Genomic DNA, 21,618 nt, shown 5'->3' on the forward strand with positions numbered 1-21,618 from the left:
GGAGCCTCCTCCGGCCTGAGATGCTCGGGTCAAGCCCGAGCATGACGCGCTGCGACGCTACCGCCCTCGCTTCGTCTCCAGGCTCCGGCTCCAGCGCGAGAGCGCAAAGCAGATCAGCCAGTAGATTCCGCCGGAGAAGACATAGGCCTCCATGTTCATGCCGACCCAGTTCGGGTCGGCGAGTGAGGCCTGGGCGATGCCGAGCAGGTCCAGTATCGAGACGACGAGAACGAGCGTGGTGTTCTTGACCAGCGCGATGAATTCGTTGGTGATCGCTGGCAGCGAGATGCGCAGCGCCTGCGGCAGGATGATGAACCAGGTCGCCTTCCAGTAGCTCAGGCCGAGCGCTGTCGCAGCCTCGCGCTGGCCCTTCGGAAGCGCCTGCAGCCCGCCGCGCACGGCTTCCGCCATATAAGCGGCGATGCAGAAGCCGAGGCCGATCACCGCGCGCGCCAGCCGGTCGACGCCGATGCCGGACGGCATGATCAGGGGCAGCAGGAGCGAGGCGAGGAAGATCACCGCGATGATCGGCACGCCGCGCCAGAACTCGATGAACAGCACCGAGATCAGCTTGACCACCTTCAGCTCGGACTGACGGCCGAGTGCGAGCAGGATGCCGAGCGGGATCGCGATCAGGCTGGCATAGATCGAGATGAAGACGGTCAGCATCAGCCCGCCCCATTCGCGCGTCTCGATCGCGCGAAGGCCGAAGCCACCGGCGAGCAGCCAGACGCCGAGGAACGGCAGGATGACGAGCGCCGCGAGGCCGAGGCGCAGCTTCAGCTGCTTCGGCGCCAGGACGATCGCGGCCCCGCTCAGCGCGAAGAGGATCCCAGCGAGGTTCGGACGCCAACGCTCGTCGACGGGATAGAAGCCGTACATGAACTGGCCGAAGCGAGCCTTGACGAAGACCCAGCAGGCGCCGGTGCCGGCGCAGTCGTTGCGGGTCTGACCGCTCCAGGTCGCGTCGATCAGGGCCCAGCGGATGATAGGGACGGCGATCCAGGCGATGGCGGCGGCCAGCAGCAGCGTCACTACCGTCGTGGCAGGTGTGCCGAACAGGCGCTCGCGCCAACTGGTCGGGAGGGTTGCGGCGGCGCTCATCGGGTCACCAGCGCGATGCGGGCATTGTACCAGTTCATGAAGGCCGAGACGGCGAGGCCGATGACCAGATAGAGCGCGAGCGTCATGGCGATGATCTCGATCGCCTGGCCAGTGTTGGTGAGCGCCGAGCCCATGAACAGGCTGACCACGTCGGGATAGGCGATGGCGGCGCCGAAGGACGAGTTCTTCAGCACGTTGAGATACTGGTTGGTCATCGGCGGCGTCATCACCCGCAGCGCCTGCGGGATAGTGACGAGCCTGAGCGTCTGGCCGGGACGCAAGCCAAGCGCGCTCGAGGCCTCGATCTGGCCGTGCGGGACCGACTGGATGCCGCCGCGCACGATCTCGGCGATGAAGCCGGCGGTGTAAGTGACCAGCGCTGCCAGCAGCGCGACGAATTCGGGGATGACGACGAAGCCGCCGCGATAGTTGAAGCCGCGCAGCACGGGAATGTCCCAGCGCGTCGCCAGGCTCGCCCAGGTGAGCGCCAACACGGGGATGAGCAGCAGCAGGACGAGGCCGACGCGCAGGATCGGCGCGTCCCGGCCGGTCGCCTCCTTGCGCCGTCTCGCCCAGCGCAGGAACAGCCAGTGCAGCAGGCAGGAGATGGCGATTGCGATGAAGGCGTATTTTAAGTTTGCGCCCGCATCGGGCAGCGGGATGGTCAGGCCGCGATTGTTGAGGAAGGCGACGCCGAAGACCGAGAGGCTCTCGCGTGGCGCCGGCAAGGCGGCGATCACGCCGAAATACCAGAAGAGCACGAAGAACAGCAGCGGGATGTTGCGGACGAACTCGACATAGGCGCCGGCGATCGCCTGGACCAACCAGATCGAGGAGAGCCTGGCGATACCGATCAGGAAGCCGAGCGCCGTCGACAGCACCAGCGCGATCACGGTGACCAGCAGCGTATTGGCGACGCCGGCCCAGAACAGCGACAGGATGTTGTCAGACTGGGTGTAGCCGGTGAGGACGAACGGCACCTCGATGCCGGAGGTGCGCCAGAGGAAATTGAAGCCCGAGGCGATACCGGCCTGGACCATGTTCTGTGAGGCGTTGCGGATGAAATAGACCAGCAGCGCCGCAAGGCCGATCAGCAGCGCCGCCTGGTAGAAGACGTCGCGAACGCGCTTGTCGTTGATGAAGGCGAAGGCTTTGCTCAAGGGGCGGCCATCCGGCTTGGGGCGTCATTCTCGGGCGCAGCGGAGCTGCGACCCGAGAATCTCCTGACACGAAGGCTGGTTTCCGAGATGGTCGGGTCAAGCCCGACCATGACGGGGTCGTCTCATTGGAACGGCGGGGTGAAGATCAGGCCGCCCTTGGTCCAGAGCTGGTTCTGGCCGCGCTCGAGCTTCAGCGGCGACTCGAGGCCAACGGTGCGCTCATAGCTCTCGCCATAGTTCCCGACCTGCTTGATCGCCTTGTACATCCAGTCGTCGGCCAGGCCCATCATCGCGCCGAAGCCGCCCTCGGCGCCGAGCAGGCGGCGGACCTCGGTGTTCTTCGAGTTCGCCTTCATCTCGTCGACGTTCTTGGAGGTGACACCGAGCATCTCGGCGGCGATGGTGCCGTTGAGCACCCAGCGCACGATCAGCTGCCAGCGCTCGTCGCCATAGCGGGTCACCGGACCCTGCGGATCGTTCGAGATCGGCTTGGTCAGGATGATGTGATCGTCCGGGACCTTGAGCTTGGCACGCTGGCCGGCGAGCGCGCCGACGCCGGCGGTGTAGGCGTCGCAGCGGCCGCTGTCATAGGCGGTGATGGCGTCATCGTTCTTCTGGAAATTGGTGATGGTGACCTTGAGGTTGCGCTCGCGGAACCAGTCGGCGGCGTTCTTCTCCTCGGTCGAGCCGGCGGCGACGCAGACCGAGGCGCCGTCGAGCTCCTCGGCCGACTTCACATTGGCCTTCTTGCGGACGATGAAGGTCTGGCCTTCGTAGAAGTTGATGCCCTGGAAGTTCAGGCCGAGCGTGGCGTTGCGCGAGAAGGTGATGGTCGAATTGCGCGAGAGCACGTCGACCTGGCCCGATTGCAGGATCGGCCAACGCTGCTGCACCGAGGTCGGCGTGTACTTCACCTTGGTGGCGTCGCCGAGCACGGCAGCCGCGAGCGCACGGCAATAATCGACGTCGAGCCCGGTCCACTCGCCCTTGTCGTTGGCGAAGGAGAAGCCGGGCAGGCCGAGATGCACGCCGCATTCGAGATGGCCGCGCGCCTTGATCGCGTCGAGCGTCGGGCTTGGCGCGAGCTGCTGGGCGGAAGCGGCGAGGGTGCCGGCGGCGAAGAGCGCCGCGGCGAGAACAAAGGTCTTCATGTGCGTTCCCCAGTCTGCATCGGCATTGCGCCGCGTTGGGGCGACTATGCAACAGCCTGACCGGGGAAGGTAAGGGGGGTGTTTGCTGTTTCCTGCCAAAGCTTGACGCGGCGGCAGCGCAGGCGGCCTACCAGCCGCGCTGGGCCTTGATCGCCTGCTTCTGCATGTCCTTCTGCTGGCGCCAGTAGTCCTTCTGCGCATCGATCTGCATACGCTGGTAGTCGCGGATGCGGTCCTTGCGCGAGGTCGCGTCGCGATAGTCGTTCCAGTCGTAGTGGTCGTCGTGGACGTCGTCGTCGCCCAGCGCATCGAAGAAGTTGCGCAGGGCGGAGCGGGCGGGCTCGATCGGCAGGGCGGAGGCTGCCCCCGGCAGCGGCATGAAGGCCGGCGCGGCCGAGACATTGGAGCCGGCGACGAGGGCGATGGCGAGCGACAGGACAGCGGTACGGATCATCATGATAGTGCTCATGTCCGTCACTGTGCCGACCGGCCAAAGGAATGCGGCAGTTTCGGGCTGAGCCAGCGCATCTGCGTGATCTTGCCCGCGGCGTCGGTCTCGAAGCGCAGCCGGACGAATGGCTCGCCGCCGGACATCTCGGCGGGCGCGACGAAGGCGCCGACCGGCGCCAGCCGCGCCTGGAACAGGTAGGGATCGTCCCTGTTCGGCTCGAGCAGGATCTGCGCCTCGGTCTTCTCCAGCGTGAGGTTGAGCTTGCCCTCAGTGAGCGCGACGGTGGCGTCGCCGAGGATCGGTGAGGCATAGCTCCCGGCGAAGGTCGCGGCGATCGGCGACAGGGGGCCGGGCACGAAGCCGGCCGCCTCGGCCTTCGCTGCCTCGCGACGCCCCTTCGCAGCCGTGGCGGCGAGCGCGATGTTGTCGACGACAGGGTTGCCGAGCACCCGATCGTAGAACCACATCGCCAGCGCGTCCGGCATGCCGCCATTGTCGAGATTGGTCAGGATGACGATGCCGGTCTTGCCGTCCGGCAGGAAGCCGGCATGGGCGCCGAAGCCGGCGGTACCGCCATTGTGCCAGATGATCCGGCCGCGCGGCGTCGCGGTCGCGACCCAGCCGATAGCGTAGCTGGTGCGCTCGTTCATGGCGACGCGCGGCGTCCAGGTGACGTCGAGATTGCCTTCGGAGACCAGGACCTTGCCCTCGAAATGGCCGCGGCCGAGCTGCAGGCGCAGCCATTTCGCCATGTCGGGGATGTTCGAGTTGAGAGCCCCCGCCGGGCCGAGCGCATAGGGGAAGGAAGGATGAAAGGGCACGGCGACAGGCTTGTCGGCGAGGCGATGCCCCTGCGCATGGTTGGGCGCTGCGGTGATCGCCTCGGCCGTGGCCGTCGTTGCGCTCATGCCGAGCGGGGTCAGCAGGCTCTTCTGCAGCGAGCCGAACCAGGACGGCGCGCCATTGGCCTTGGCGACGATCTCGCCGCCGACGACATGTGGGATGTTGAGATAGCGGAAATCGGAGCGGAACAGGCCGAGCTGCGGTGCGACCCGTAGCGAGCGGATCAGCGTCTGCTTGTCGTAGCCGAGCATGGTGAGCGCGTCGTTGACATAGGCCGTCAGGCCCGAGCGCTGGGCGGCGAGGTCGAGCACCCGGAAATCGCGGGTGACCCAGGGATCGGCGAGCTGGAACTCGGGGACATGGTCGATGACCGGGTCGTTCCAGCCGAGCCGGCCGGCATCGACCGCCTGCGCCAATGTGGTGGCGAGGAAGGCCTTGGTAGTCGAGCCGATCTGGAAGATCGTCTCGGGTGTGACCTGGTCGGGCTTGCCGAGCGCGCGGACGCCGAAGCCCTTGGCGTAGATCAGCTTGTCGTCATGGACGATGCCGATGGCGACGCCCGGCACCGAGAAAGCCTTCATGCCCTCGGCGACCTGCTTCTCGAACTCCGGCAGCAGCGCTTCGATCGAACCTTGAGTGGGCCGCTGTGCGTCCGCTTTCGTCACGCCGGAGAGGGCCGCGATGCCGAACAGGAGCGCGGCTGCGATGATGCGCTTCATTCACTATCCCCCCAAGCATCGCAAAGGCCGACAGATCGTGCTGCCGAAAGCGGGCAGGCCCGCCGGCGGCGCGACGATCACATGTCATGCTCTGACCCCAAGTAAATAGGATCAGGAGATTGTGACGGGATTGGTGCCTCCGCGGGAGCGCCGCTCAGCCGGGCAGGAAGGCGAGCTTTCCATCCTCGCCTCTGACGGTCTCGATCGCGACGCCGTAAAGCGCCGCGAGTTGTTCCGGTGTCAGCAGATCGGTTGCCTTGCCGCTCGCAAGCGCGCGGCCGTCGCGCAGGAGCAATGCCTGGTCGGCATAGCGCAGCGCCTGGTTCGGATCATGGGTGGTGAAGAGCACGCCGAGACCCTCGCCGGCGAGCCGCCGGATCTGGCTCATCACCTTGCCCTGATTTCCGAAATCGAGACTAGCCGTCGGCTCGTCGAGGATGATGTAGCGCGGCTCCTGCGCTAGCGCGCGGGCGATCATGACGAGCTGGCGCTCGCCGCCGGAGATCTCGGTATAGGGGCGCTCTGCCAGATGCGGGATGCCGAGCCGCTGCAGCATCGCACCCACCACCTCACGGTCATGCGCGGAGGGGGCCGCGAACAGGCTGGAGCGGGCGGTGCGCCCCATCAGCACCACTTCCGTGACCGAGAAGGCGAAGGTTCCGGCATGGACCTGCGGCACATAGGCGAGGGCGCGGGCGCGCTCGCCGACCGAGAGCCCAGCCAATGGCTTGCCGTCGAGCGTGAGCGTGCCCGCCTTCGCCGGCAACAGGCCGAGCAGGGTCTTCAGCAACGTGGTCTTGCCGTGGCCGTTCGGGCCGAGCAGGGCCAGCACCTGCCCGCCGGCGAGATCGAGCGCGATATCGCGGCCGATCTCGCGCTCGCGGTAGCCATAGGCCAGGGCGGTGGCTTCGAGGCTCACGACCAGCCTCCGCGCGCCGAGGCGAGAAGCCAGATGAAGAAGGGCGTGCCGATCACGGCGGTGAGAATGCCGAGCGGCGTCTCGACAGGGGCGGCGGTGCGCGCCAGCGTGTCGATGGCGAGGAGATAGCCGCCGCCTAACAGCGCGGCCGTTGGCATCAGCCGGCCGAAATCGGGGCCGACGAGGAAGCGGGCGAGATGCGGCACGACGAGGCCGACCCAGCCGATGATGCCGGCTGCCGCGACGCTCGCCGCCGTCACCAATGTCGCGGCGGCGACGATGGCGATCCGAAGCGGGCCGGTGGCGAGGCCGAGCGCGCGCGCTTCCTCCTCCGGTAGCGACATCACGCTCATACGCCAGCGCAGCGCCAGCAGGACGACGGCGCCGATCAGGACCGGGCCGAGCAGAGGGATGAGGTCGGGCTTGGCCGTGCCGGCGAGGCTGCCGAGCAGCCAGAAGGTCATGGCCGGGAGCTGGTTGTACGGATCGGCCCAGTACTTCACCAGGCCGATGCCGGCGCCGAGCAGCGAGCCGACGACGACGCCGGTCAGTACCAGCACGAGCACGGGATCGCCGCGCCGGATCGTCGAGCCGACCGCGTAGACCGCTCCGACCGCGACGAGTCCGCCGATGAAGGCGGCAAGCTGGGTGCCGAACAGACCGAGCGAGAGATAGATGCCGATCACCGCGCCAAGCGCCGCGCCCGAGGACGCGCCGAGGATATCGGGCGAGACCAGCGGGTTGCGGAACAGGCCCTGGAAGGCGCAGCCGGCAATGGCAAGCGCAGCCCCGCACAGGATCGCCGCGACGATGCGCGGGCCGCGGATGTTCCAGACCACGGTCTCGATCTGTGGCGGTAGGCCGGAGGGCTCGCCCGAGAAGAATGACCAAACGAGGCGGGCAAGGTCGCCGGGCGCGACCGGAAAGCGCCCGAGCGCGAAGGCGGCGAGCACGGCGAGCGCGAGCAGGAGGAGGGCGATCAGGTTGCCGCGCAGGGAGGAGGTCATTGCAGGCGCAGCGAAGCAAGTCGGGCGGCAAGCCGCAAGGCCATCATCGGTTCACCCCCGCCCCGCCAGCACGCGGTCGAGCTGCGCTTCGCTAGGCGTCACCTGGTAGAACAGCGTGTGGAAGTCGCGGGCGAGCTTGCGGATGTCCTCCGGGAACTGCGCGGGATAGAGCAGCTTGGCCAGCCACCACAGCCCGATTGCCCGATTGACCGAGGGCGGGAAGTCGACCCAGCCGAAGGGCAGCTTCGGCGAGAGATGGACCCGGCCTTCGCGAACCGCCTTGACCCCGGCCCAATTCGGATCGCTGCGCACGCTTTCGGAGAAGGCGAGGTCGATCGTGACGATCACATCAGGGTTCCAAGCCAGCACCTGTTCGAGCGAGACCTGGGCGAGGCCGCTGCCCTGCTGTTCGGCCGCGGCATTGCGGGCGCCGAGGAAACTCAGCGTCTCGACATTGATCGAGCCCCCGAGCCCGGTCTCGAGTCCGCGTGGGCCGCGCGCATAGTAGACGCTCGGGCGCTTCTCGGGCGGGATCGCAGCGATGCGTCCGCGGATCGTCGCGAAACTGTCCTCGCACCAGCGCGCCAGCGTCTCTGCGCGCTCGCTGCGGCCGGTGAGCTGGCCGAGGATGCGATAACTCGCCGGAGTCTGGTCGAAGCGGCCGTCGAGCAGGGCGTAGGGGATGCCGGTCTGCTGCTGCACGCGCTCGGCGAGCTCGACATAGGTGCGACCGGTCGAACCGGAATCGATGATGAGGTCGGGCTTTGCCTGCAGAACGGCTTCGAGATTGGCGCTGTTGCCGCGGCCGGTGATGCGGCCGACCTCCGGCCTGTCGCCGATCCCAGGCAGCAGGAACTCACGCTCCTCCGGCCGATTGGCGCGGGGCCAGCCGATCAGGAGATCGGGCGCGAGCGTGTAGATCAGGATCGCTGCCGGGGGGCCGGCCGGAAAGATGCGCTCGACCTTGCCGGGGACCGGGACCTCGCGGCCGGCGCCGTCGCGGATAGTCGTGGCGTGAGCGAGGCGCGGTGCAGCGAGCGTTGCGCCGAGGCCGGCGAGGACGGCGCGGCGATCAGGATGCGGCATGGGAGGTTCCCGTCGTGCCGTGCGAATGGCTGCAGTGATGCGGCTTGATGTCGAGCAGCGGCGTGCCGTCGAGGCAGTCGAGCCCGCGCACCAGCAGGACGCCATCCTCGATGCCTTCCAGTCTCACCCGCGACAATGCGATCGGGTTCGGGCGTACCGGTGAGCGCAGTGCAAAGGTGCCGAGTGTGCCGCCGCCACGCGGCGTCTGCGTCAGCAGATCGCGCCTGGCTTCGTGCATCCAGTAGAGAAGATCGAGTTCAGCGAAAGCTTCGATGCCCTTGAGCGCCGCCTGCCAATGCAGATCGATCTCGACGCGGCAGAGCGGCCCGTCCTGCCGGCCCTGGCGCGGGCAGTCGTCGCGCGTCGCGAAGGGAGTGCGGATGCGGCCGATGAAGACGAGCCGAGCATCGCTGCGCTCGGGCAGGGGCGCTTCGGTCTCGCCCGGCCGGGTCGCTTGCCAGTCCATGATCTGCCCTTCCCGTTATCCCTCGCGCGGCAGCCCCGGCGCGATGAAGCCATGACTTGCCAGAATCGCCTGACCCTGCGGCGACAGGATGTACATGGCGAGCCGGTAGCCGTCCGGCGAGGCCCTATTCAGCACCGTCAGGCCGTAATCGGCGCCCACTGTGAGTTGGTCCGGCAGGTGCAGCATCGCGATCCCCGGCTGCTCCTTCGCAAGCGGCTGGGCATTGGTGCAATAGGCCAGGAAGATGTCGGCCTCGCCGCTCGCCAGCTTGTGACCGTAGACATTGAGCCCTTCCGGCGCCGGCAGGCACTCCGGTCCGCCGGTCAGCTTCAGGGCTTTGGCTTCGAGCGCGGCCTTGGCGCCGGGCTTTACCGCCTCGGCTCTGGTGAAGACGGTGAAGGCATAGTCGCCGGAGGGGTCAGCCTTCGGCGTCGAGGTACCGAGCTTGACCTTGCGATCGAGCATCAGGTCGAGCAGATCGGTGCTCGTGGCCGCCAGCCCCGGCCGCAGGAAGGCACAGAGCTCGTTGCGGGCGAAGAGCACGGCCGGGCCGGCGAGGCCGGCATGCGCCAGCGCCCGCGGATGCTCCAGATTGGCCGAGGCGAAGACCTCGCCGGTCTCGCCTCTGGCCAACCGGTCCCTGAGCAGGCCGGAGGCGCCGAATTGCGCGGAGACGGGAACCCCCATCTCGCTCTGGAAGGCTTCGGCGATATCGAGCAGCGCCGCGCGCAGGCTGCCGGCAGCGTGCAGACTTACCGGGGCTGGCGCAGCCAAGATCTCACTTCCCCTAGCGTGGCAGGCTAGGCGCGACGAAACCGTGCCGCGCCAGGATGCGCTGCCCGTCCGGCGAGAGGATGAACATCGCCAGCCGATAGGCGTTCGGCGAAGCACCGTTCATCACCGTCAGCCCGTAATCGGCGCCGACCAGCAGCTTTTCCGGCAACCTGACCATGCGGATGCCGGGCTGCTCGCGCGCGATCGGGTCGGCATTGGTGCAATAGCCGAGGAAAAGGTCAGCTGCGCCGGTCGCCAGCAGATGGCCGGTGCCGTTGCGGTCCGGCGGGGTCGGGGCGCTGTTCGGGCCGCCGACGAGCTGCAGCGCCTTGGCCTCCAGCGCCGCCTTGGCTCCGGGCTTCAGCGCCTCGGCCTTGGCGAAGACCTGCCAGGCATAGTCGCCGGACGGGTCGGCCTTCGGGGTCGAGGTGCCGAGCTTGACCTTGGGATCGAGCATGCGCGCGAGCAGCGTGTTGCTGGTCACGTCGAGCCCTGGACGTGCGAAGGCGCAGGTCTCGTTGCGGACGAACAGCACGACCGGGCCGGCCTTGCCGTCCTTCGCCAGCGCGAGCGGATGGTCCATGTTCGCGGAGGCGAAGACCTCGGCCGGCTCGCCCTTGGATAGCGCCTCGCGCAGCAGGCCGGAGGGGCGGAAGCTGGTCGTGACTGGAATGCGTGCGGAGGCCTCGAAGGCTTGCGCGACCTCGGTCAGCGCATTCTTGAGGCTGCCGGCAGCATGGAGCAGCACCGGCTTCTGAGCCTGCTGCGCCGGAGCGAGCGTCGGCCACAGGCCGATCAGGGCGGTGAGAGCGAGCTTGCGCAGCATGTCAGGCGCCCGCCTGGCTGGCGTTCGGGAAGAACAGCTGCTGGCCGTCGATCTTGTAGTCGGCGATCGCCTTCTGGCCTTCCGGGCTGGTCAGCCAGTCGGCGAAGAGCTTGCCGTCATTGACCTTCACATGCGGGTGCTTGGCCGGATTCACCGACATCACGCCGTACTGGTTGTACAGGCGCTGGTCGCCCTCGACCGAGATGACGAGATCGCCGCGGTTCTTGAACGAGATCCAGGTGGCGCGGTCGGAGAGGACATAGGCGCCCATGGCGCCGGACGTGTTGAGCGCTGCGCCCATGCCCTGGCCGATCTCGCGATACCAGGGGCCCTTCTGCGCTGCGATGTCGACGCCCGCGACCTTCCAGAGATTGAGCTCGGCGGCATGGGTGCCGGACTTGTCGCCGCGCGAGACGAAGGGCGCGGCCTTCTCCTGGATCTTCTTCAGTGCTGCGACGATGTCCTTGGTGCCGGCGACGCCGGCCGGATCGCTCTTCGGACCGATCAGGACGAAGTCATTGTACATCACCGGGCGGCGCTCGGTCGAAAAGCCCTCCTCGACGAATTTCAGCTCCTGCGCCTTGGCATGGACGAAGACCACGTCGGCATCGCCCCGGCGGGCGGTGTCGAGCGCCTGGCCGGTGCCCTGCGAGATGACACGGACCTCGATGCCGGTCTTGGCCTTGAACAGCGGCAGGATGTGGTTGAACAGGCCGGAATCCTGGGTCGAGGTGGTCGAAGCCACGGTGATGAAGCGCTCGCCGGCTGGGGCTTGGGCGAGGGCGATGCCGGTCAGGCCGAGGAACAGGCCGGCGGTGAGGAAGGAGCGGCGGGGCAAAGCGGTCATCGGGCGTTTCTCCTGTCGTTGGTCTTTGTGGGTCACCAGAGCAGTTCGCCGGCGAGGAAGGCGCGTGCTTCTGCCGATTGTGGGCCGGCGAAGAAATCCTTGGCAGGCGCGTCCTCGACCAGCCGGCCGCGATGCAGGAAGAGCACGCGGTCGGCGAGGCGGCGGGCTTGGCCGAGATCATGGGTCGACATCATCACGGTGATGCCCTCGGCCACGAGGCCGGAGAGCAATTCCTCGATCTGGCGCGTCGCCGCAGGGTCGAGCTGCGAGGTCGGTTCGTCCAGGAAGAGCAATTCGGGACGCAGCGCCCAGGCGCGGGCGATGGCGAGGCGCTGCTGCTCGCCGCCGGAGAGCAGGCGCGCCGGCTGGCTGGCGCGCTCGGCGAGGCCGAAGCGTTGCAGCGCCTGTGTCGCACGCTCCTTGCGCTCTGCGCTATTCGCACCGGCGGCGGCGAGGGCATGGGTGATGTTGGCCTCGACCGAGCGGCGCAGCATGATCGGCTTCTGGAAGACCATGGCGTGGCGTTTGGCCCGGCCGTCGGCTCCGGCTGCCCAGCGCACCGCACCGCGGCTCGGCGTCAGCAGGCCGTGGCAAAGGCGAAGCGTCAGCGACTTGCCGGCGCCGTTCGGCCCGAGCAGCACGGTGAGGCCGCCGGCCGAGATGATGAAGCTGTTAGGCTCGACCAGCAGCTTGCCGTCGCCGGAGAAGGCGGCGGCCTCGACGGTGAGCGGCAGGATCGAGGTCGGGCTCAGCATGGCAGCTCAACCGGCATAGCGCGCGCCGATGCGGCTGGCGCCGAAGGCGATGGCATTGATCGCGAGCGTCAGCGAGAGCAGGACGAGGCCGAGGCCGAGCGCCAGCGGCAGGTCGCCCTTCGAGGTCTCCAGCGTGATCGCCGTCGTCATGGTGCGGGTGTAGCCGGCGATGTTGCCGCCGACGATCAGGACGGCGCCGACCTCGGCGCTGGCCCGGCCGAAGCCGGCGAGCAGTGCCGTCGCCAGTGCAAAGCGCCCGTCGAACAGCAGGGTCGGGATGGCGCGCAGGCCTTCGAGGCCGACCGAGCGCAGATGGTCGCGATACTCGCCCCAGAGGTCCTCGATCACCTGCCGCGTCAGCGCGATGACGATCGGCAGGACGAGGATCACCTGCGCGATAATCATCGCGGTCGGGGTGAACAAGAGGCCGAGCGGCCCGAGCGGGCCGGAGCGCGAGAGCAGCAGGAAGACGGCAAGACCCGCCACGACCGGTGGCAGCCCCATCAGCGCGTTCAGGCAGACGATGATGGCCGAGCGCCCGGGAAAGCGCGCCAGCGCCAGGGCAGCGCCGAGCGGCAGGCCGATCAGCGCCGCGATCAGCACGGCGGTCAGGGTGACGCGCAGCGACAGGAAGACGATGCCGAGGAAGCCGGGATCGAGCCCGACCACCAAGGCAAAAGCCGCCTGAAAGATCGCGCCGACGTCCAAAGCCTGCTCCCGCGTGCCTGCCTTGAGATTGCAAGCATTTGCAATTGGTAGAGTTCAATGCGACCAAATGCCAACGCTGTAACCAGCGCAGGTATGTGCAGGCAAATGCAGGATCAGGGTTGGCTCACGACTGAAGAAGCGGCCAGCTATCTGCGCCTCAAGGAGCGCAAGCTCTACGAGCTGGTCGGGCAGGGTACGGTGCCTTGCACCAAGGTCTCCGGCAAATGGCTGTTCCCGCGCGCTGGGCTCGATCGCTGGCTCGAGGCCGGGCTGTCGCGGCCGGCCGGGTTCGATGCGGTTCCGTCGCCGCTGATTGTCGGCGGCAGCCAGGATTCGCTGCTGGAGCTTGCCATCCGCGAATCCGGCTGCGGGCTGGCGCTGCTGGCCGAGGGGTCGCAGGCCGGGCTCGATCGGCTGGTGCGCAACGAGGTGGCGATGGCGGCGCTGCATTTGCATGCGACGCCGGATGACGACGCTGCCAATCTTGCCGCGATCCGGGCGGAAGCCTCGCTGCACGATGCGGTGGTGCTCAACTTCGCCCGGCGCGAGCAGGGGCTCTTGGTCGCCCCGGACAACCCACTCGGGCTCGATGGGCTCGGTGCGGCGATCGGCAAGGGCGCGCGCTTCGCCCAGCGCCAGCGGGGTGCCGGCGCGCAATTGCTGCTGCTGAGCCTGCTGGAACGTGCCGGGGTTCCGTCGGGGCAGATGGTCGTCGCCGACGGGACCTGCGCCACCGGCCAGGATCTGGCGCTGGCGATCCGCTCCGGGCGGGCCGATTGCGGCATCGCCGCACGCGCCATCGCCACGGCCTTCGGCCTTACCTTCCTGCCGCTGGTCTGGGAGCACGTCGATCTGGTGATGCGCCGGCGCAGCTATTTCGAGCCGGCGACGCAGAAGCTGCTAGCCTGGATGCGGAGCCCTGACATGGCGGCGCGGGCGAAGGAGTTCGGAGGCTACGACCTCTCGATCAGCGGGAGCGTGCGGCTGAACCGCTGAGCTTCGGGCACTCGCGAAACAAGCTTGCAAATCGGCCGGGCAATTGCAGCGCCTCTTGCGCCGGTGGCGGCATAGTCTTCCGGCTGGATGCAGCAGGCAGGAACGGCCCCGTGACGATCGATCTCGACACACTCGTGCAGGAGATGACCGCCTGGCGGCGCGACCTGCACGCCCATCCGGAGTTCGGCTTCGAGGAAAAACGTACCAGCGCCTTCGTTGCCGACAAGCTGCGCGAGTTCGGGCTCGACGGCGTCGCCGAAGGCGTCGGCGGCACCGGCGTGGTCGGCACACTGAAGCGCGGCAGCGGCAACCGGGCGATCGCGCTGCGGGCGGACATGGACGCACTACGCATCCCCGAGCAGGGCGAGCTGCCGCATCGCTCGCAGAACGCCGGCGTCATGCACGCCTGCGGTCATGACGGCCACACCGCCATGCTGCTCGGGGCAGCGAAGCTCCTGGCGGAGGAGGGCGGCTTCGACGGCACCGTGCGCTTCGTCTTCCAGCCGGCCGAGGAGTGGGGGCGCGGGGCGCTCGCCATGCTCGATGACGGATTGCTGGAGCGCTTCCCGTTCGAGGAGATCTACGGGCTGCACAATGCGCCGAGGCTGCCGGTTGGCCAATTCCAGACCCGGATCGGGTCGATCATGTCGGCGGAGGACAATTTCGAGATCGTCCTCACCGGCGTTGGTGGCCATGCCGCCCGCCCGCATGTCGGCAATGAGACGCTGGTCGCCGCCTGCGCCCTGGTCACCAGCCTGCAGACCATCGTCTCGCGCCGCCTGAGCCCGGCGCAGATCGCCGTGGTCTCGGTGACGGAGCTGCTCACCGACGGCACCCGCAACGCCCTGCCGGGGCAGGCGCGCATCCTCGGCGACGCCCGCAGCTTCCATCCCGAGGTCAGCGCCGACATCGAGGCACAGATGCGCGTGATCTCGGAGGGCATCGCGCGCGCCTACAATGTCGAGCAAGCGGTCACCTATACGCGCGAATTCGTGCCGCTGCTCAACCAGCCGGCCCAGACGGAGGCGGCGCTGGAAGCTGCGCAGGCGGTGCTCGGCGCTGAGAATGTCTCTGTGGTATCGGAGCCTTTCACCGGCTCGGAGGATTTCGCCCGCTTCCTCGCGCATGTGCCGGGCTGCTTCTCCTTCGTCGGCAATGGCAACAGCGCGCCGTTGCACAACCCGCGCTATGACTTTGACGACAAGGGACTGATCCACGGTGCGCGTTTCCACGCCGAGATCGTCAGGCGGCGGTTGGCTGTGGCGTGATGACGAACCTCGCAGTGGAAGGATTTGGCGGAATGCGCACACGACCTGCCGTCACCAGCGATGCTGAAGCGATGAGCGCGGTCCTGCGCGCCATCATCGCTGCGTATGGGCGAGAGCGTCCCAGTGATCCCGACTTCGTTCTCGCGACCTACATCGTCCACCCAGACCGCGTCGCCTGCACAGTTGCGCTCGACGATGCCGGGACGGTTGTCGGTTTCCAGTCCCTGCGCCGGGCGCGGCCTGGCGATCCCTATGGAACGCCCGATGGCTGGGGGAGCATCGGAACGCATGTCGCGCCGCGTGCCGGCCGGAAAGGTGTCGGCACCGCATTGTTCGCGGTTACGCGACAGGCTGCGCTCGACGCGGGCATCGAGCGGATCGACGCGGCCATCGGCGCCAACAACGCGCTGGGCCTAGCCTATTACGGGGCGCGAGGTTTTGAGACCCACAGAACCGAAAAAGATGTGGTCCACAAGGTCTACACGGTGTCAGAGGGCTGACGGACAGCCCTCGAACCGTCGCCACGCACAGACCCTGTGCACATACTCCCGCTCGCGCTGCGCCTCACCGAAGGGCGCGACCGGCCAGAGCCAGCTCTCGTCTTCCTTCGGCAGCGCGACGCCGTACATCAGGTCGAGCCGGTCATGGATCGTGCCTTCGCGGTCGCGCTCTACCATCTCGACATCGCTGATCAGGCAGACATGGGCCTTGAAGCGGGCGAGGTCGGCGAGATGCCAGGCAATGCAGCGGGCAGGGAGATCGGTGGGGAGGGCGGCGGCTCGGGCGGGATTGTCCTCGAGCCAGTCGGCCACCGGCCAGGCGAGTTGCGAGAGCAGATTGGCCGAGACGACAAGGTCGACGCTATCGTCGTTGACTAGATCGGCGAGCGGGTCCTGCCGTCCGTCCGCCTCGCTGGAGAGCCAGGCCATCGCGCCGGTGAGATCGCGGCTGAGGAGGCTGACCTTGGGCTGCCGCCAGAGTTTCAGGCGCAATAGCGGCAGATGGACGATGTCGACGAGTACGACCTCGTCGAAGCTTTCGCAAAGCGCCTCCAGCGGTATGTCGCGAGCGGGACCTGAGCCGAGCACGACGACTTTGCGCCGCCGCGGCAGCCCTGCCGCGACCTCGGCGATGATGGCACGGCAGCGGGCCTGATGTGGCTCCCAGGCCTTGCGCTGGCGCCAGCCGCGCGACCAGAGCGCGACGCCTTCCTTCAGCAGGCCGAACCGGCGCGCCAGCGGCGCTGATGGCGTCAGGGCCCGCAGCGCCAGCTCGGCGAGCATCATGCCCCTCGGATCAGTTGAGGGCGCCGCGCCCGGCGACCGGCCAGACCGCCTCGACATGCGCATCCGGCCCTGAGAGCCCGCGCACGCAGACATACCAGTCGTGCAGGTTGACGGTCGGGTCGCAATGGCTGGGCACGAGCAGGACACGGTCGCCGCGATGGGGTACGGCGACGGGGTCGCCGGTCAGGATGCCGTGCTCGTCGGAGGGCTTGGTGTAGATCACACCGTCGCGCTGCCACGGCACCGGCATGCCCGAATCGACCGCCGCCGCCTTGTGGCCGGCATCGACGATGGCGCGGTCCGGCACCGGCTTGCTCATCACCCCGGCGAGCACGAACAGCGCATGCTGGAAGGTGTGGAAGGGCGTGCCGTCGGCCATGCGGTTCCTGGCATAGTCGGCATCCATGAAGATGTAGGAGCCGCATTGCAGCTCGTTCCAGATGCCGGAGCGGCTCTCCAGCTCGAAAGTGCCGGTGCCGGCGCCGCCGACGGTCTCGCAGGCGAGGCCGGCCTGGGCGAGGCGTTCGATCGCATTGCGGGCGAGCAGACCGGCGCGCTCGATGGCTTCGCTTCGCTCGTCGATGGAACGCATGTGCTGGGCGGAGCCGTGATAGGCCTGCACGCCGCGGAAGCGCAGCGTGTTGCTGCGCGCCACCGCCTCGGCAAGCCGGACCGCCGCCTCGCCGGGTGCGACGCCGCAGCGGCGTCCACCGATGTCGAGCTCGACCAGCACGTCGAGCACGACATCGTTGCGCGCCGCGGCCTCGGCGGCCTCGCGCACGCCGTCGATATGGTCGACACAGAGTCCGATACGGGCATCGCGGGCGAGTTTCGCCAGCCTGTCGAGCTTGGCGGCGCCGGCGATCTCGTTGGTGACGAGCACGTCGGTGACACCGCCGGCGACCAAGACCTCCGCTTCCCCAACTTTCTGGCAGCACTGCCCGACCGCGCCATGGGCGATCTGGCGCATCGCGATCTCGGGGCTCTTATGTGTCTTGGCATGCGGGCGCAGGCGCACGCCGCTCGCCTCGGCGAAAGCCGCCATTGTGACGAGATTCCGCTCGAAGGCGTCGAGATCGATGATCAGGGCAGGGGTGTCGATCTCGGCGAAGGACTGTCCGGGCCGAGCCGGCGGGGTAAGGGGCATGGGCGCTCATATCTGGTGAATCAATCTCATGGCCATGGGACGTCAGGTTCTTGTCCGGAGCAAGACCGGTAGTGGCGCTCGCATGGCCGCCATGTTAGGCCGCGCCCCATGAAGATCGGCCGCGTCACCGACGATACCCTTGCGCTCTTCGTCCGAGTCTGGCGTGAGCGCGGGCGGCAATACCTGCCGCAAATGCTCACCATCCTCGCCCTCGTCGTGGTCATCGCGGCGACGACGAGCTTCTATCCGCTGCTGATCAAGGCGGCTTTCGACGCCTTCGCCGACCCGATCGGGGCCGAGGCGACCGGCTTCGTGCGCCGCATGGAGCGGCTGGTGTCGAAATCGATCAATATCGAGATCGGCGTCGTCAATGCCGTCGCCGTCGTCGTGGTGATCGTCACCGCGATCAAGGGCTTCTCGCTGCTGACCCAGACGGTGATGACCAACAGCGTCGTCAGCCGGATCGAGGCCGACATGCAGAGCGCGCTCTACGATCACCTGATCGACGCCGACCTCGCGCAGCTGCAGCGGGAGAACCCGGCTTCGCTGACCCAGCGCTTCACCACCGACTTCACCTTCGTCAAGGAGGCGCTGACGCGGCTGGTCAATATCGCGATCCGCGACGTGATGACGGCAATCGCGCTGGTCGGCGCCATGCTCTGGATCGACTGGAAGATGACGGCCGTGGTGCTCCTGATCGCGCCGATCGTCGCCAGGCCGATCGGCCGGATCGGCAAGAAGCTGCGCCGGATGGCGGCCTCGCAGCAGGAGCAGACCGGCATCATGGCGAGCCTGGTCACCGAGAGCCTGCAGGGCGCGCGCGTCGCCAAGACCGATTCGCTCGAGCCTTATCTGAAGCAGCGCGCCGCTAGCGCCTTCGAGACGATCCGGGCGCTGAAGATGAAGGCGGCCAATGCGCGCGGCCGGCTCGACCCGCTGCTCGAGGTCGCCGGCGGCATCGCGGTCGCCGGCGTGCTCGCTGCGATCGGTGTCCGCATCACCTCGGGCAGCTCCACCGTTGGCGATTTCACCGGCTATGTTTCGGCGCTCTTGCTCGCAGCACAGCCGATGCGCTCGCTCGGCAATCTCAACGCCATCGTGCAGGAGGCCGGCGCCTCGCTGAAGCGCTACTACGCGCTGATCGATGAGAAATCGCTGATCACCGAGCGCCCGGATGCCAAGCCTTTGGTGGTCACTGGCGGCGAGGTCGCCTTCCGCGACCTGCGGTTCCGCTATCGCGACGACCAGCGCGGCCTCGAAGGCATCGACCTCGTCGCCGAGGCCGGCAAGACCACCGCTCTGGTCGGCCGCTCCGGCTCGGGCAAATCGACCATGCTGGCGCTGGTGCCGCGGCTCTACGATCCGACCGAGGGCAAGGTCGAGATCGACGGGCAGGATACCCGCGAAGTAACCCTGCACAGCCTGCGCAGCCAGATCGGCGTGGTCAGCCAGGATGTGGTGCTGTTCGATGACACGGTGCGCGCCAATATCGGCTTCGGCCGCCCGGGCGCCAGCGAGGCGGACATCGTCGCTGCTGCCAAGGGAGCGGCGGCGCATGATTTCATCATGGCGATGCCCGATGGCTACGAGACACGGGTCGGCGAACGCGGCTCGCGCCTGTCCGGTGGCGAGCGCCAGCGCCTTGCGATTGCCCGTGCCATCCTGAAGGACGCGCCGATCCTGCTGCTCGACGAGGCGACTTCAGCGCTCGACACCCAGTCAGAGCGGCTGGTGCAGGAGGCGCTGGCTGAGCTGATGAAGGGCCGGACGACGCTTGTTATCGCGCATCGGCTCTCGACCGTGCGCGAGGCCGACCAGATCGTCGTGCTCGACGAGGGCAGGGTGATCGAGACCGGCGATCATGACGGGCTGATCGCGCGCGACGGTGCCTATGCGCGGCTCTACCGGCTACAATTCGCGGAGGGCTAGAGCCATTCGCCTGGAGACCGAACGCCTCGTCCTCGATTTGCACGGCGTCGAGCATTTCGAGCCGCTTTGCCAGATGTGGGGCGATGCGGCGGTGGTGCATCATATCGGCCAGCCCTCGACGCCGCAGGAGGCGTGGATGCGGCTGCTGCGCTATCGCGGGCTCTGGCCGCTGCTCGGCTATGGCTATTGGGCGTTGACCGAGAAGACGAGCGGTCGCTTCGTCGGCGATCTCGGCTTCGCCGACTTCCATCGGGCGATCGAGCCACCGATCCGTGGTATTCCCGAGGCCGGCTGGGTGCTCGCGAGCTGGGCGCACGGCCGGGGCTTCGCGAGCGAGGCACTCACCGCCGCGCTCGCCTGGCTCGATCGGCAGAGCGAGCACGAGGGCGCGGTTTGCCTGATCGCGCCGGGAAACCAGCCGTCCCTGCGGCTCGCCCGGCGCTTCGAGTTCCGTGACGAGCGCATCGTCAGCTTCTCGGGGCATGAAACGGTGCTGCTCCGACGCGCACGGGCCACGCAGGGCTGAGGCGGAGCGTCGGCGCCGATACAAGCATGACGGGTATGCGGTCTCGGCAGGCAACTGCTGACAGGACCTGCCACATTCGGCTGTCAGTGTGCCGGTTTAAAAATTGAAAGAGACTTCGTCGTGACGACTTCGACTACCGCCATGCCGGCGCGCAAGGCCACCCGCCGTGAATGGCTGGGCCTGATCGCCATCGCTTTCCCTTGCATGATCTATTCGATGGACCTGACGGTCTTGAACCTCGCCGTGCCGACCCTGATGCGCGAGCTCAAGCCATCGGCCGGGCAGTTGCTTTGGATCATCGACATCTACGGCTTCATGGTCGCGGGCTTCCTGATGACGATGGGCACGCTCGGCGACCGGATCGGCCGGCGCAAGCTCTTGCTGATTGGCGCGGCCGCCTTCGGTGTCGCCTCGACCGTTGCCGCCTTCTCGACCAGCACCGAGATGCTGATCGTGACGCGGGCACTGCTCGGCATCGCCGGGGCGACATTGGCGCCCTCGACGCTCTCGCTGATCGCGGTAATGTTCGAGGACGAGACCGAGCGTACCTTCGCCATTTCGATGTGGATCGCGAGCTTCTCGGCCGGCGCCGTGATCGGCCCCTTGGTGGGCGGTGCGCTGATCGAGTATTTCTGGTGGGGCTCGGTCTTTCTGATCGCGGTGCCTCCGATGCTGATCCTGCTCGTGATCGGGCCGATTCTGCTGCCGGAATACAAGGCGCCGCAGGCCGGCAAACTCGACCTTCCCAGCGCTCTGCTTTCGCTGGCGGCGATCCTGCCGGTGATCTACGGGGTCAAGCACTGGGCCGAGTTCGGACTTTCGATCTATGCGGCCGCCTGCATCATCGCCGGGCTCTTGTTCGGCGTGGTGTTCGCGCGCCGGCAGCAGCGCCTCGCCGACCCGATGGTCGACCTCACTTTGTTCGGGATTCCGGCCTTCCGCGCGGCGCTGGCGATCAATCTCGCCGGTATCATGGTGATGTTCGGCAGCTTCATTTTTGTGGCGCAGTACCTGCAACTGGTGGCCGGGTTGACGCCGCTCGAGGCGGGCATCTGGTCGCTGCCGTCGGCGATCGCCTTCACGCTCGCGTCCTTCGCTGTCACACCGCTGTCCGTGCGCTTCAAGCCGGCGACGCTGATGGCTGGCGGCATGATCCTGTCGGCGCTCGGCTTTGTCTGGCTGGCCTTAGCGCCGAACCTCGTCCAGATCGTCTCTGCCTCGGTGATGTTCTCGATCGGCTTCACGCCGGTGATCGCGCTGACGACCGGGATCGTTGTCGGCTCGGCGCCGCAGGAGCGAGCGGGCGCGGCTTCCGCCATGTCCGAGACCAGCATCGAGCTCGGCGGTGCGCTGGGGATCGCGGTCTTCGGCAGCCTCGGCACGGCGCTCTATCGCCAGGGCATGGCTGACCTCTCGGTCGCAGGTGTGGACGGCGCGACGCTGGCGCCGGCGCGCTCCACGCTCGGCGGGGCGCTCGCAGCGGCGGAGCGGCTCGCTCCCGACCAGTCGGCGCATCTGCTTGAGGCGGCGCGCGAGGCCTTCATGACCGGCTTCCATGCGGTCGCGCTGATCGCGATCGCCGGCATGGTCTTCTGTATCGCGGTGGCGCTGACCACGCTGCGTGATGCGCGGCCATCAGGGGCGCACTGA

At 67.7% G+C, this 21,618-nt stretch carries 22 protein-coding genes; 6 read left to right on the top strand and 16 right to left on the bottom strand.

What is annotated here, in order from left to right:
* Positions 1–57 precede the first annotated feature (57 nt).
* The 14 genes from BLM15_RS26200 to BLM15_RS26265 form a co-directional block, all read right to left on the bottom strand.
* Positions 58–1,104 (bottom strand): amino acid ABC transporter permease, encoded by a 1,047-nt coding sequence (locus tag BLM15_RS26200; RefSeq protein ID WP_126115497.1) that lies wholly within the window; start codon positions 1,102–1,104, stop codon positions 58–60.
* Positions 1,101–2,264, bottom strand: coding sequence for an amino acid ABC transporter permease (locus tag BLM15_RS26205; protein WP_126115498.1), 1,164 nt, complete (start codon positions 2,262–2,264; stop codon positions 1,101–1,103). Before BLM15_RS26205 ends, BLM15_RS26200 begins: the two co-directional genes overlap by 4 nt.
* A 122-nt stretch (positions 2,265–2,386) precedes the next feature.
* Positions 2,387–3,415: an amino acid ABC transporter substrate-binding protein gene (locus BLM15_RS26210; RefSeq protein WP_126115499.1), complete on the bottom strand. Its 1,029-nt coding sequence runs from the start codon at positions 3,413–3,415 to the stop codon at positions 2,387–2,389.
* A 127-nt stretch (positions 3,416–3,542) separates the two neighbouring features.
* On the bottom strand, positions 3,543–3,872 hold the full coding sequence (locus BLM15_RS26215) for a hypothetical protein (protein ID WP_126115500.1): 330 nt from the start codon (positions 3,870–3,872) through the stop codon (positions 3,543–3,545).
* Between the two features lie 17 nt (positions 3,873–3,889).
* Positions 3,890–5,428 (bottom strand): serine hydrolase, encoded by a 1,539-nt coding sequence (locus BLM15_RS26220; RefSeq protein ID WP_126115501.1) that lies wholly within the window; start codon positions 5,426–5,428, stop codon positions 3,890–3,892.
* Positions 5,429–5,582: 154 nt separating this feature from the next.
* Entirely contained in the window at positions 5,583–6,347 is a 765-nt protein-coding gene (locus tag BLM15_RS26225; RefSeq protein WP_126115502.1) for an ABC transporter ATP-binding protein, read from the bottom strand.
* Positions 6,344–7,354 (bottom strand): FecCD family ABC transporter permease, encoded by a 1,011-nt coding sequence (locus BLM15_RS26230; protein ID WP_126115503.1) that lies wholly within the window; start codon positions 7,352–7,354, stop codon positions 6,344–6,346. Before BLM15_RS26230 ends, BLM15_RS26225 begins: the two co-directional genes overlap by 4 nt.
* A 51-nt stretch (positions 7,355–7,405) precedes the next feature.
* Positions 7,406–8,440 carry an iron ABC transporter substrate-binding protein gene (locus BLM15_RS26235; RefSeq protein ID WP_126115504.1) on the bottom strand — a complete coding sequence of 345 codons (1,035 nt, stop codon included), beginning with the start codon at positions 8,438–8,440 and terminating at the stop codon, positions 7,406–7,408.
* Complete coding sequence (gene tsaA / locus BLM15_RS26240) at positions 8,427–8,906, bottom strand: tRNA (N6-threonylcarbamoyladenosine(37)-N6)-methyltransferase TrmO (protein WP_126115505.1); 480 nt, start codon at positions 8,904–8,906, stop codon at positions 8,427–8,429. The genes BLM15_RS26235 and tsaA overlap by 14 nt, the downstream gene beginning before the upstream one ends.
* A gap of 15 nt (positions 8,907–8,921) precedes the next feature.
* The gene (locus BLM15_RS26245) at positions 8,922–9,680 is read right to left on the bottom strand and encodes a molybdate ABC transporter substrate-binding protein (protein WP_206438574.1); all 759 of its coding nucleotides are present in this window, start codon (positions 9,678–9,680) and stop codon (positions 8,922–8,924) included.
* Positions 9,681–9,693: 13 nt separating this feature from the next.
* Complete coding sequence (locus BLM15_RS26250) at positions 9,694–10,506, bottom strand: molybdate ABC transporter substrate-binding protein (RefSeq protein ID WP_126115506.1); 813 nt, start codon at positions 10,504–10,506, stop codon at positions 9,694–9,696.
* A 1-nt stretch (position 10,507) separates the two neighbouring features.
* Positions 10,508–11,353 (bottom strand): ABC transporter substrate-binding protein, encoded by an 846-nt coding sequence (locus BLM15_RS26255; RefSeq protein ID WP_126115507.1) that lies wholly within the window; start codon positions 11,351–11,353, stop codon positions 10,508–10,510.
* Between the two features lie 32 nt (positions 11,354–11,385).
* The gene (locus BLM15_RS26260; protein ID WP_126115508.1) at positions 11,386–12,108 is read right to left on the bottom strand and encodes an ATP-binding cassette domain-containing protein; all 723 of its coding nucleotides are present in this window, start codon (positions 12,106–12,108) and stop codon (positions 11,386–11,388) included.
* A gap of 6 nt (positions 12,109–12,114) precedes the next feature.
* A complete protein-coding gene (locus BLM15_RS26265; RefSeq protein ID WP_442859403.1) occupies positions 12,115–12,816 on the bottom strand; it encodes an ABC transporter permease in 702 nt (233 codons plus the stop codon).
* A 105-nt stretch (positions 12,817–12,921) separates the two neighbouring features.
* On the opposite strand from BLM15_RS26265, the gene BLM15_RS26270 reads away from it, so the two are divergent.
* The 3 genes from BLM15_RS26270 (at position 12,922) to BLM15_RS26280 (ending at position 15,580) form a co-directional block, all read left to right on the top strand.
* A complete protein-coding gene (locus BLM15_RS26270; RefSeq protein ID WP_126115509.1) occupies positions 12,922–13,812 on the top strand; it encodes a helix-turn-helix transcriptional regulator in 891 nt (296 codons plus the stop codon).
* Positions 13,813–13,922: 110 nt separating this feature from the next.
* Entirely contained in the window at positions 13,923–15,080 is a 1,158-nt protein-coding gene (locus BLM15_RS26275; RefSeq protein ID WP_164547648.1) for a M20 aminoacylase family protein, read from the top strand.
* The gene (locus BLM15_RS26280) at positions 15,080–15,580 is read left to right on the top strand and encodes a GNAT family N-acetyltransferase (RefSeq protein ID WP_236846437.1); all 501 of its coding nucleotides are present in this window, start codon (positions 15,080–15,082) and stop codon (positions 15,578–15,580) included. Before BLM15_RS26275 ends, BLM15_RS26280 begins: the two co-directional genes overlap by 1 nt.
* Here BLM15_RS26280 and BLM15_RS26285 read toward each other — a convergent pair.
* Both BLM15_RS26285 and BLM15_RS26290 read right to left on the bottom strand, forming a co-directional pair.
* Positions 15,569–16,366 carry a hypothetical protein gene (locus tag BLM15_RS26285; protein ID WP_126115510.1) on the bottom strand — a complete coding sequence of 266 codons (798 nt, stop codon included), beginning with the start codon at positions 16,364–16,366 and terminating at the stop codon, positions 15,569–15,571. The genes BLM15_RS26280 and BLM15_RS26285 overlap by 12 nt on opposite strands.
* Positions 16,367–16,376: 10 nt before the next feature.
* Entirely contained in the window at positions 16,377–17,513 is a 1,137-nt protein-coding gene (locus BLM15_RS26290; RefSeq protein ID WP_126115511.1) for a DSD1 family PLP-dependent enzyme, read from the bottom strand.
* 108 nt (positions 17,514–17,621) lie between these two features.
* On the opposite strand from BLM15_RS26290, the gene BLM15_RS26295 reads away from it, so the two are divergent.
* From BLM15_RS26295 to BLM15_RS26305, 3 genes are all read left to right on the top strand, one after another.
* The gene (locus BLM15_RS26295) at positions 17,622–19,442 is read left to right on the top strand and encodes an ABC transporter ATP-binding protein (RefSeq protein WP_126115512.1); all 1,821 of its coding nucleotides are present in this window, start codon (positions 17,622–17,624) and stop codon (positions 19,440–19,442) included.
* Positions 19,405–19,968 (top strand): GNAT family N-acetyltransferase, encoded by a 564-nt coding sequence (locus BLM15_RS26300; RefSeq protein WP_126115513.1) that lies wholly within the window; start codon positions 19,405–19,407, stop codon positions 19,966–19,968. Before BLM15_RS26295 ends, BLM15_RS26300 begins: the two co-directional genes overlap by 38 nt.
* 141 nt (positions 19,969–20,109) lie before the next feature.
* Positions 20,110–21,618, top strand: a complete 1,509-nt coding sequence (locus BLM15_RS26305; RefSeq protein ID WP_126116374.1) for an MFS transporter — start codon at positions 20,110–20,112, stop codon at positions 21,616–21,618.

Origin of the sequence: Bosea sp. Tri-49 (assembly GCF_003952665.1) — a bacterium.
GTDB lineage: Bacteria > Pseudomonadota > Alphaproteobacteria > Rhizobiales > Beijerinckiaceae > Allobosea.

Excerpts from the sequence above, each read along its gene's own strand:
- BLM15_RS26200 (WP_126115497.1), bottom strand. The coding sequence starts at position 1,104 with ATGAGCGCCGCCGCAACCCTCCCGACCAGTTGGCGCGAGCGCCTGTTC.
- BLM15_RS26210 (WP_126115499.1), bottom strand. The coding sequence starts at position 3,415 with ATGAAGACCTTTGTTCTCGCCGCGGCGCTCTTCGCCGCCGGCACCCTC.
- BLM15_RS26215 (WP_126115500.1), bottom strand. The coding sequence starts at position 3,872 with ATGATGATCCGTACCGCTGTCCTGTCGCTCGCCATCGCCCTCGTCGCC.
- BLM15_RS26220 (WP_126115501.1), bottom strand. The coding sequence starts at position 5,428 with ATGAAGCGCATCATCGCAGCCGCGCTCCTGTTCGGCATCGCGGCCCTC.
- BLM15_RS26230 (WP_126115503.1), bottom strand. The coding sequence starts at position 7,354 with ATGACCTCCTCCCTGCGCGGCAACCTGATCGCCCTCCTCCTGCTCGCG.
- BLM15_RS26235 (WP_126115504.1), bottom strand. The coding sequence starts at position 8,440 with ATGCCGCATCCTGATCGCCGCGCCGTCCTCGCCGGCCTCGGCGCAACG.
- tsaA (WP_126115505.1), bottom strand. The coding sequence starts at position 8,906 with ATGGACTGGCAAGCGACCCGGCCGGGCGAGACCGAAGCGCCCCTGCCC.
- BLM15_RS26250 (WP_126115506.1), bottom strand. The coding sequence starts at position 10,506 with ATGCTGCGCAAGCTCGCTCTCACCGCCCTGATCGGCCTGTGGCCGACG.
- BLM15_RS26255 (WP_126115507.1), bottom strand. The coding sequence starts at position 11,353 with ATGACCGCTTTGCCCCGCCGCTCCTTCCTCACCGCCGGCCTGTTCCTC.
- BLM15_RS26260 (WP_126115508.1), bottom strand. The coding sequence starts at position 12,108 with ATGCTGAGCCCGACCTCGATCCTGCCGCTCACCGTCGAGGCCGCCGCC.
- BLM15_RS26270 (WP_126115509.1), top strand. The coding sequence starts at position 12,922 with ATGCAGGATCAGGGTTGGCTCACGACTGAAGAAGCGGCCAGCTATCTG.
- BLM15_RS26280 (WP_236846437.1), top strand. The coding sequence starts at position 15,080 with ATGACGAACCTCGCAGTGGAAGGATTTGGCGGAATGCGCACACGACCT.
- BLM15_RS26285 (WP_126115510.1), bottom strand. The coding sequence starts at position 16,366 with ATGATGCTCGCCGAGCTGGCGCTGCGGGCCCTGACGCCATCAGCGCCG.
- BLM15_RS26290 (WP_126115511.1), bottom strand. The coding sequence starts at position 17,513 with ATGCCCCTTACCCCGCCGGCTCGGCCCGGACAGTCCTTCGCCGAGATC.
- BLM15_RS26295 (WP_126115512.1), top strand. The coding sequence starts at position 17,622 with ATGAAGATCGGCCGCGTCACCGACGATACCCTTGCGCTCTTCGTCCGA.
- BLM15_RS26300 (WP_126115513.1), top strand. The coding sequence starts at position 19,405 with ATGCGCGGCTCTACCGGCTACAATTCGCGGAGGGCTAGAGCCATTCGC.
- BLM15_RS26305 (WP_126116374.1), top strand. The coding sequence starts at position 20,110 with ATGCCGGCGCGCAAGGCCACCCGCCGTGAATGGCTGGGCCTGATCGCC.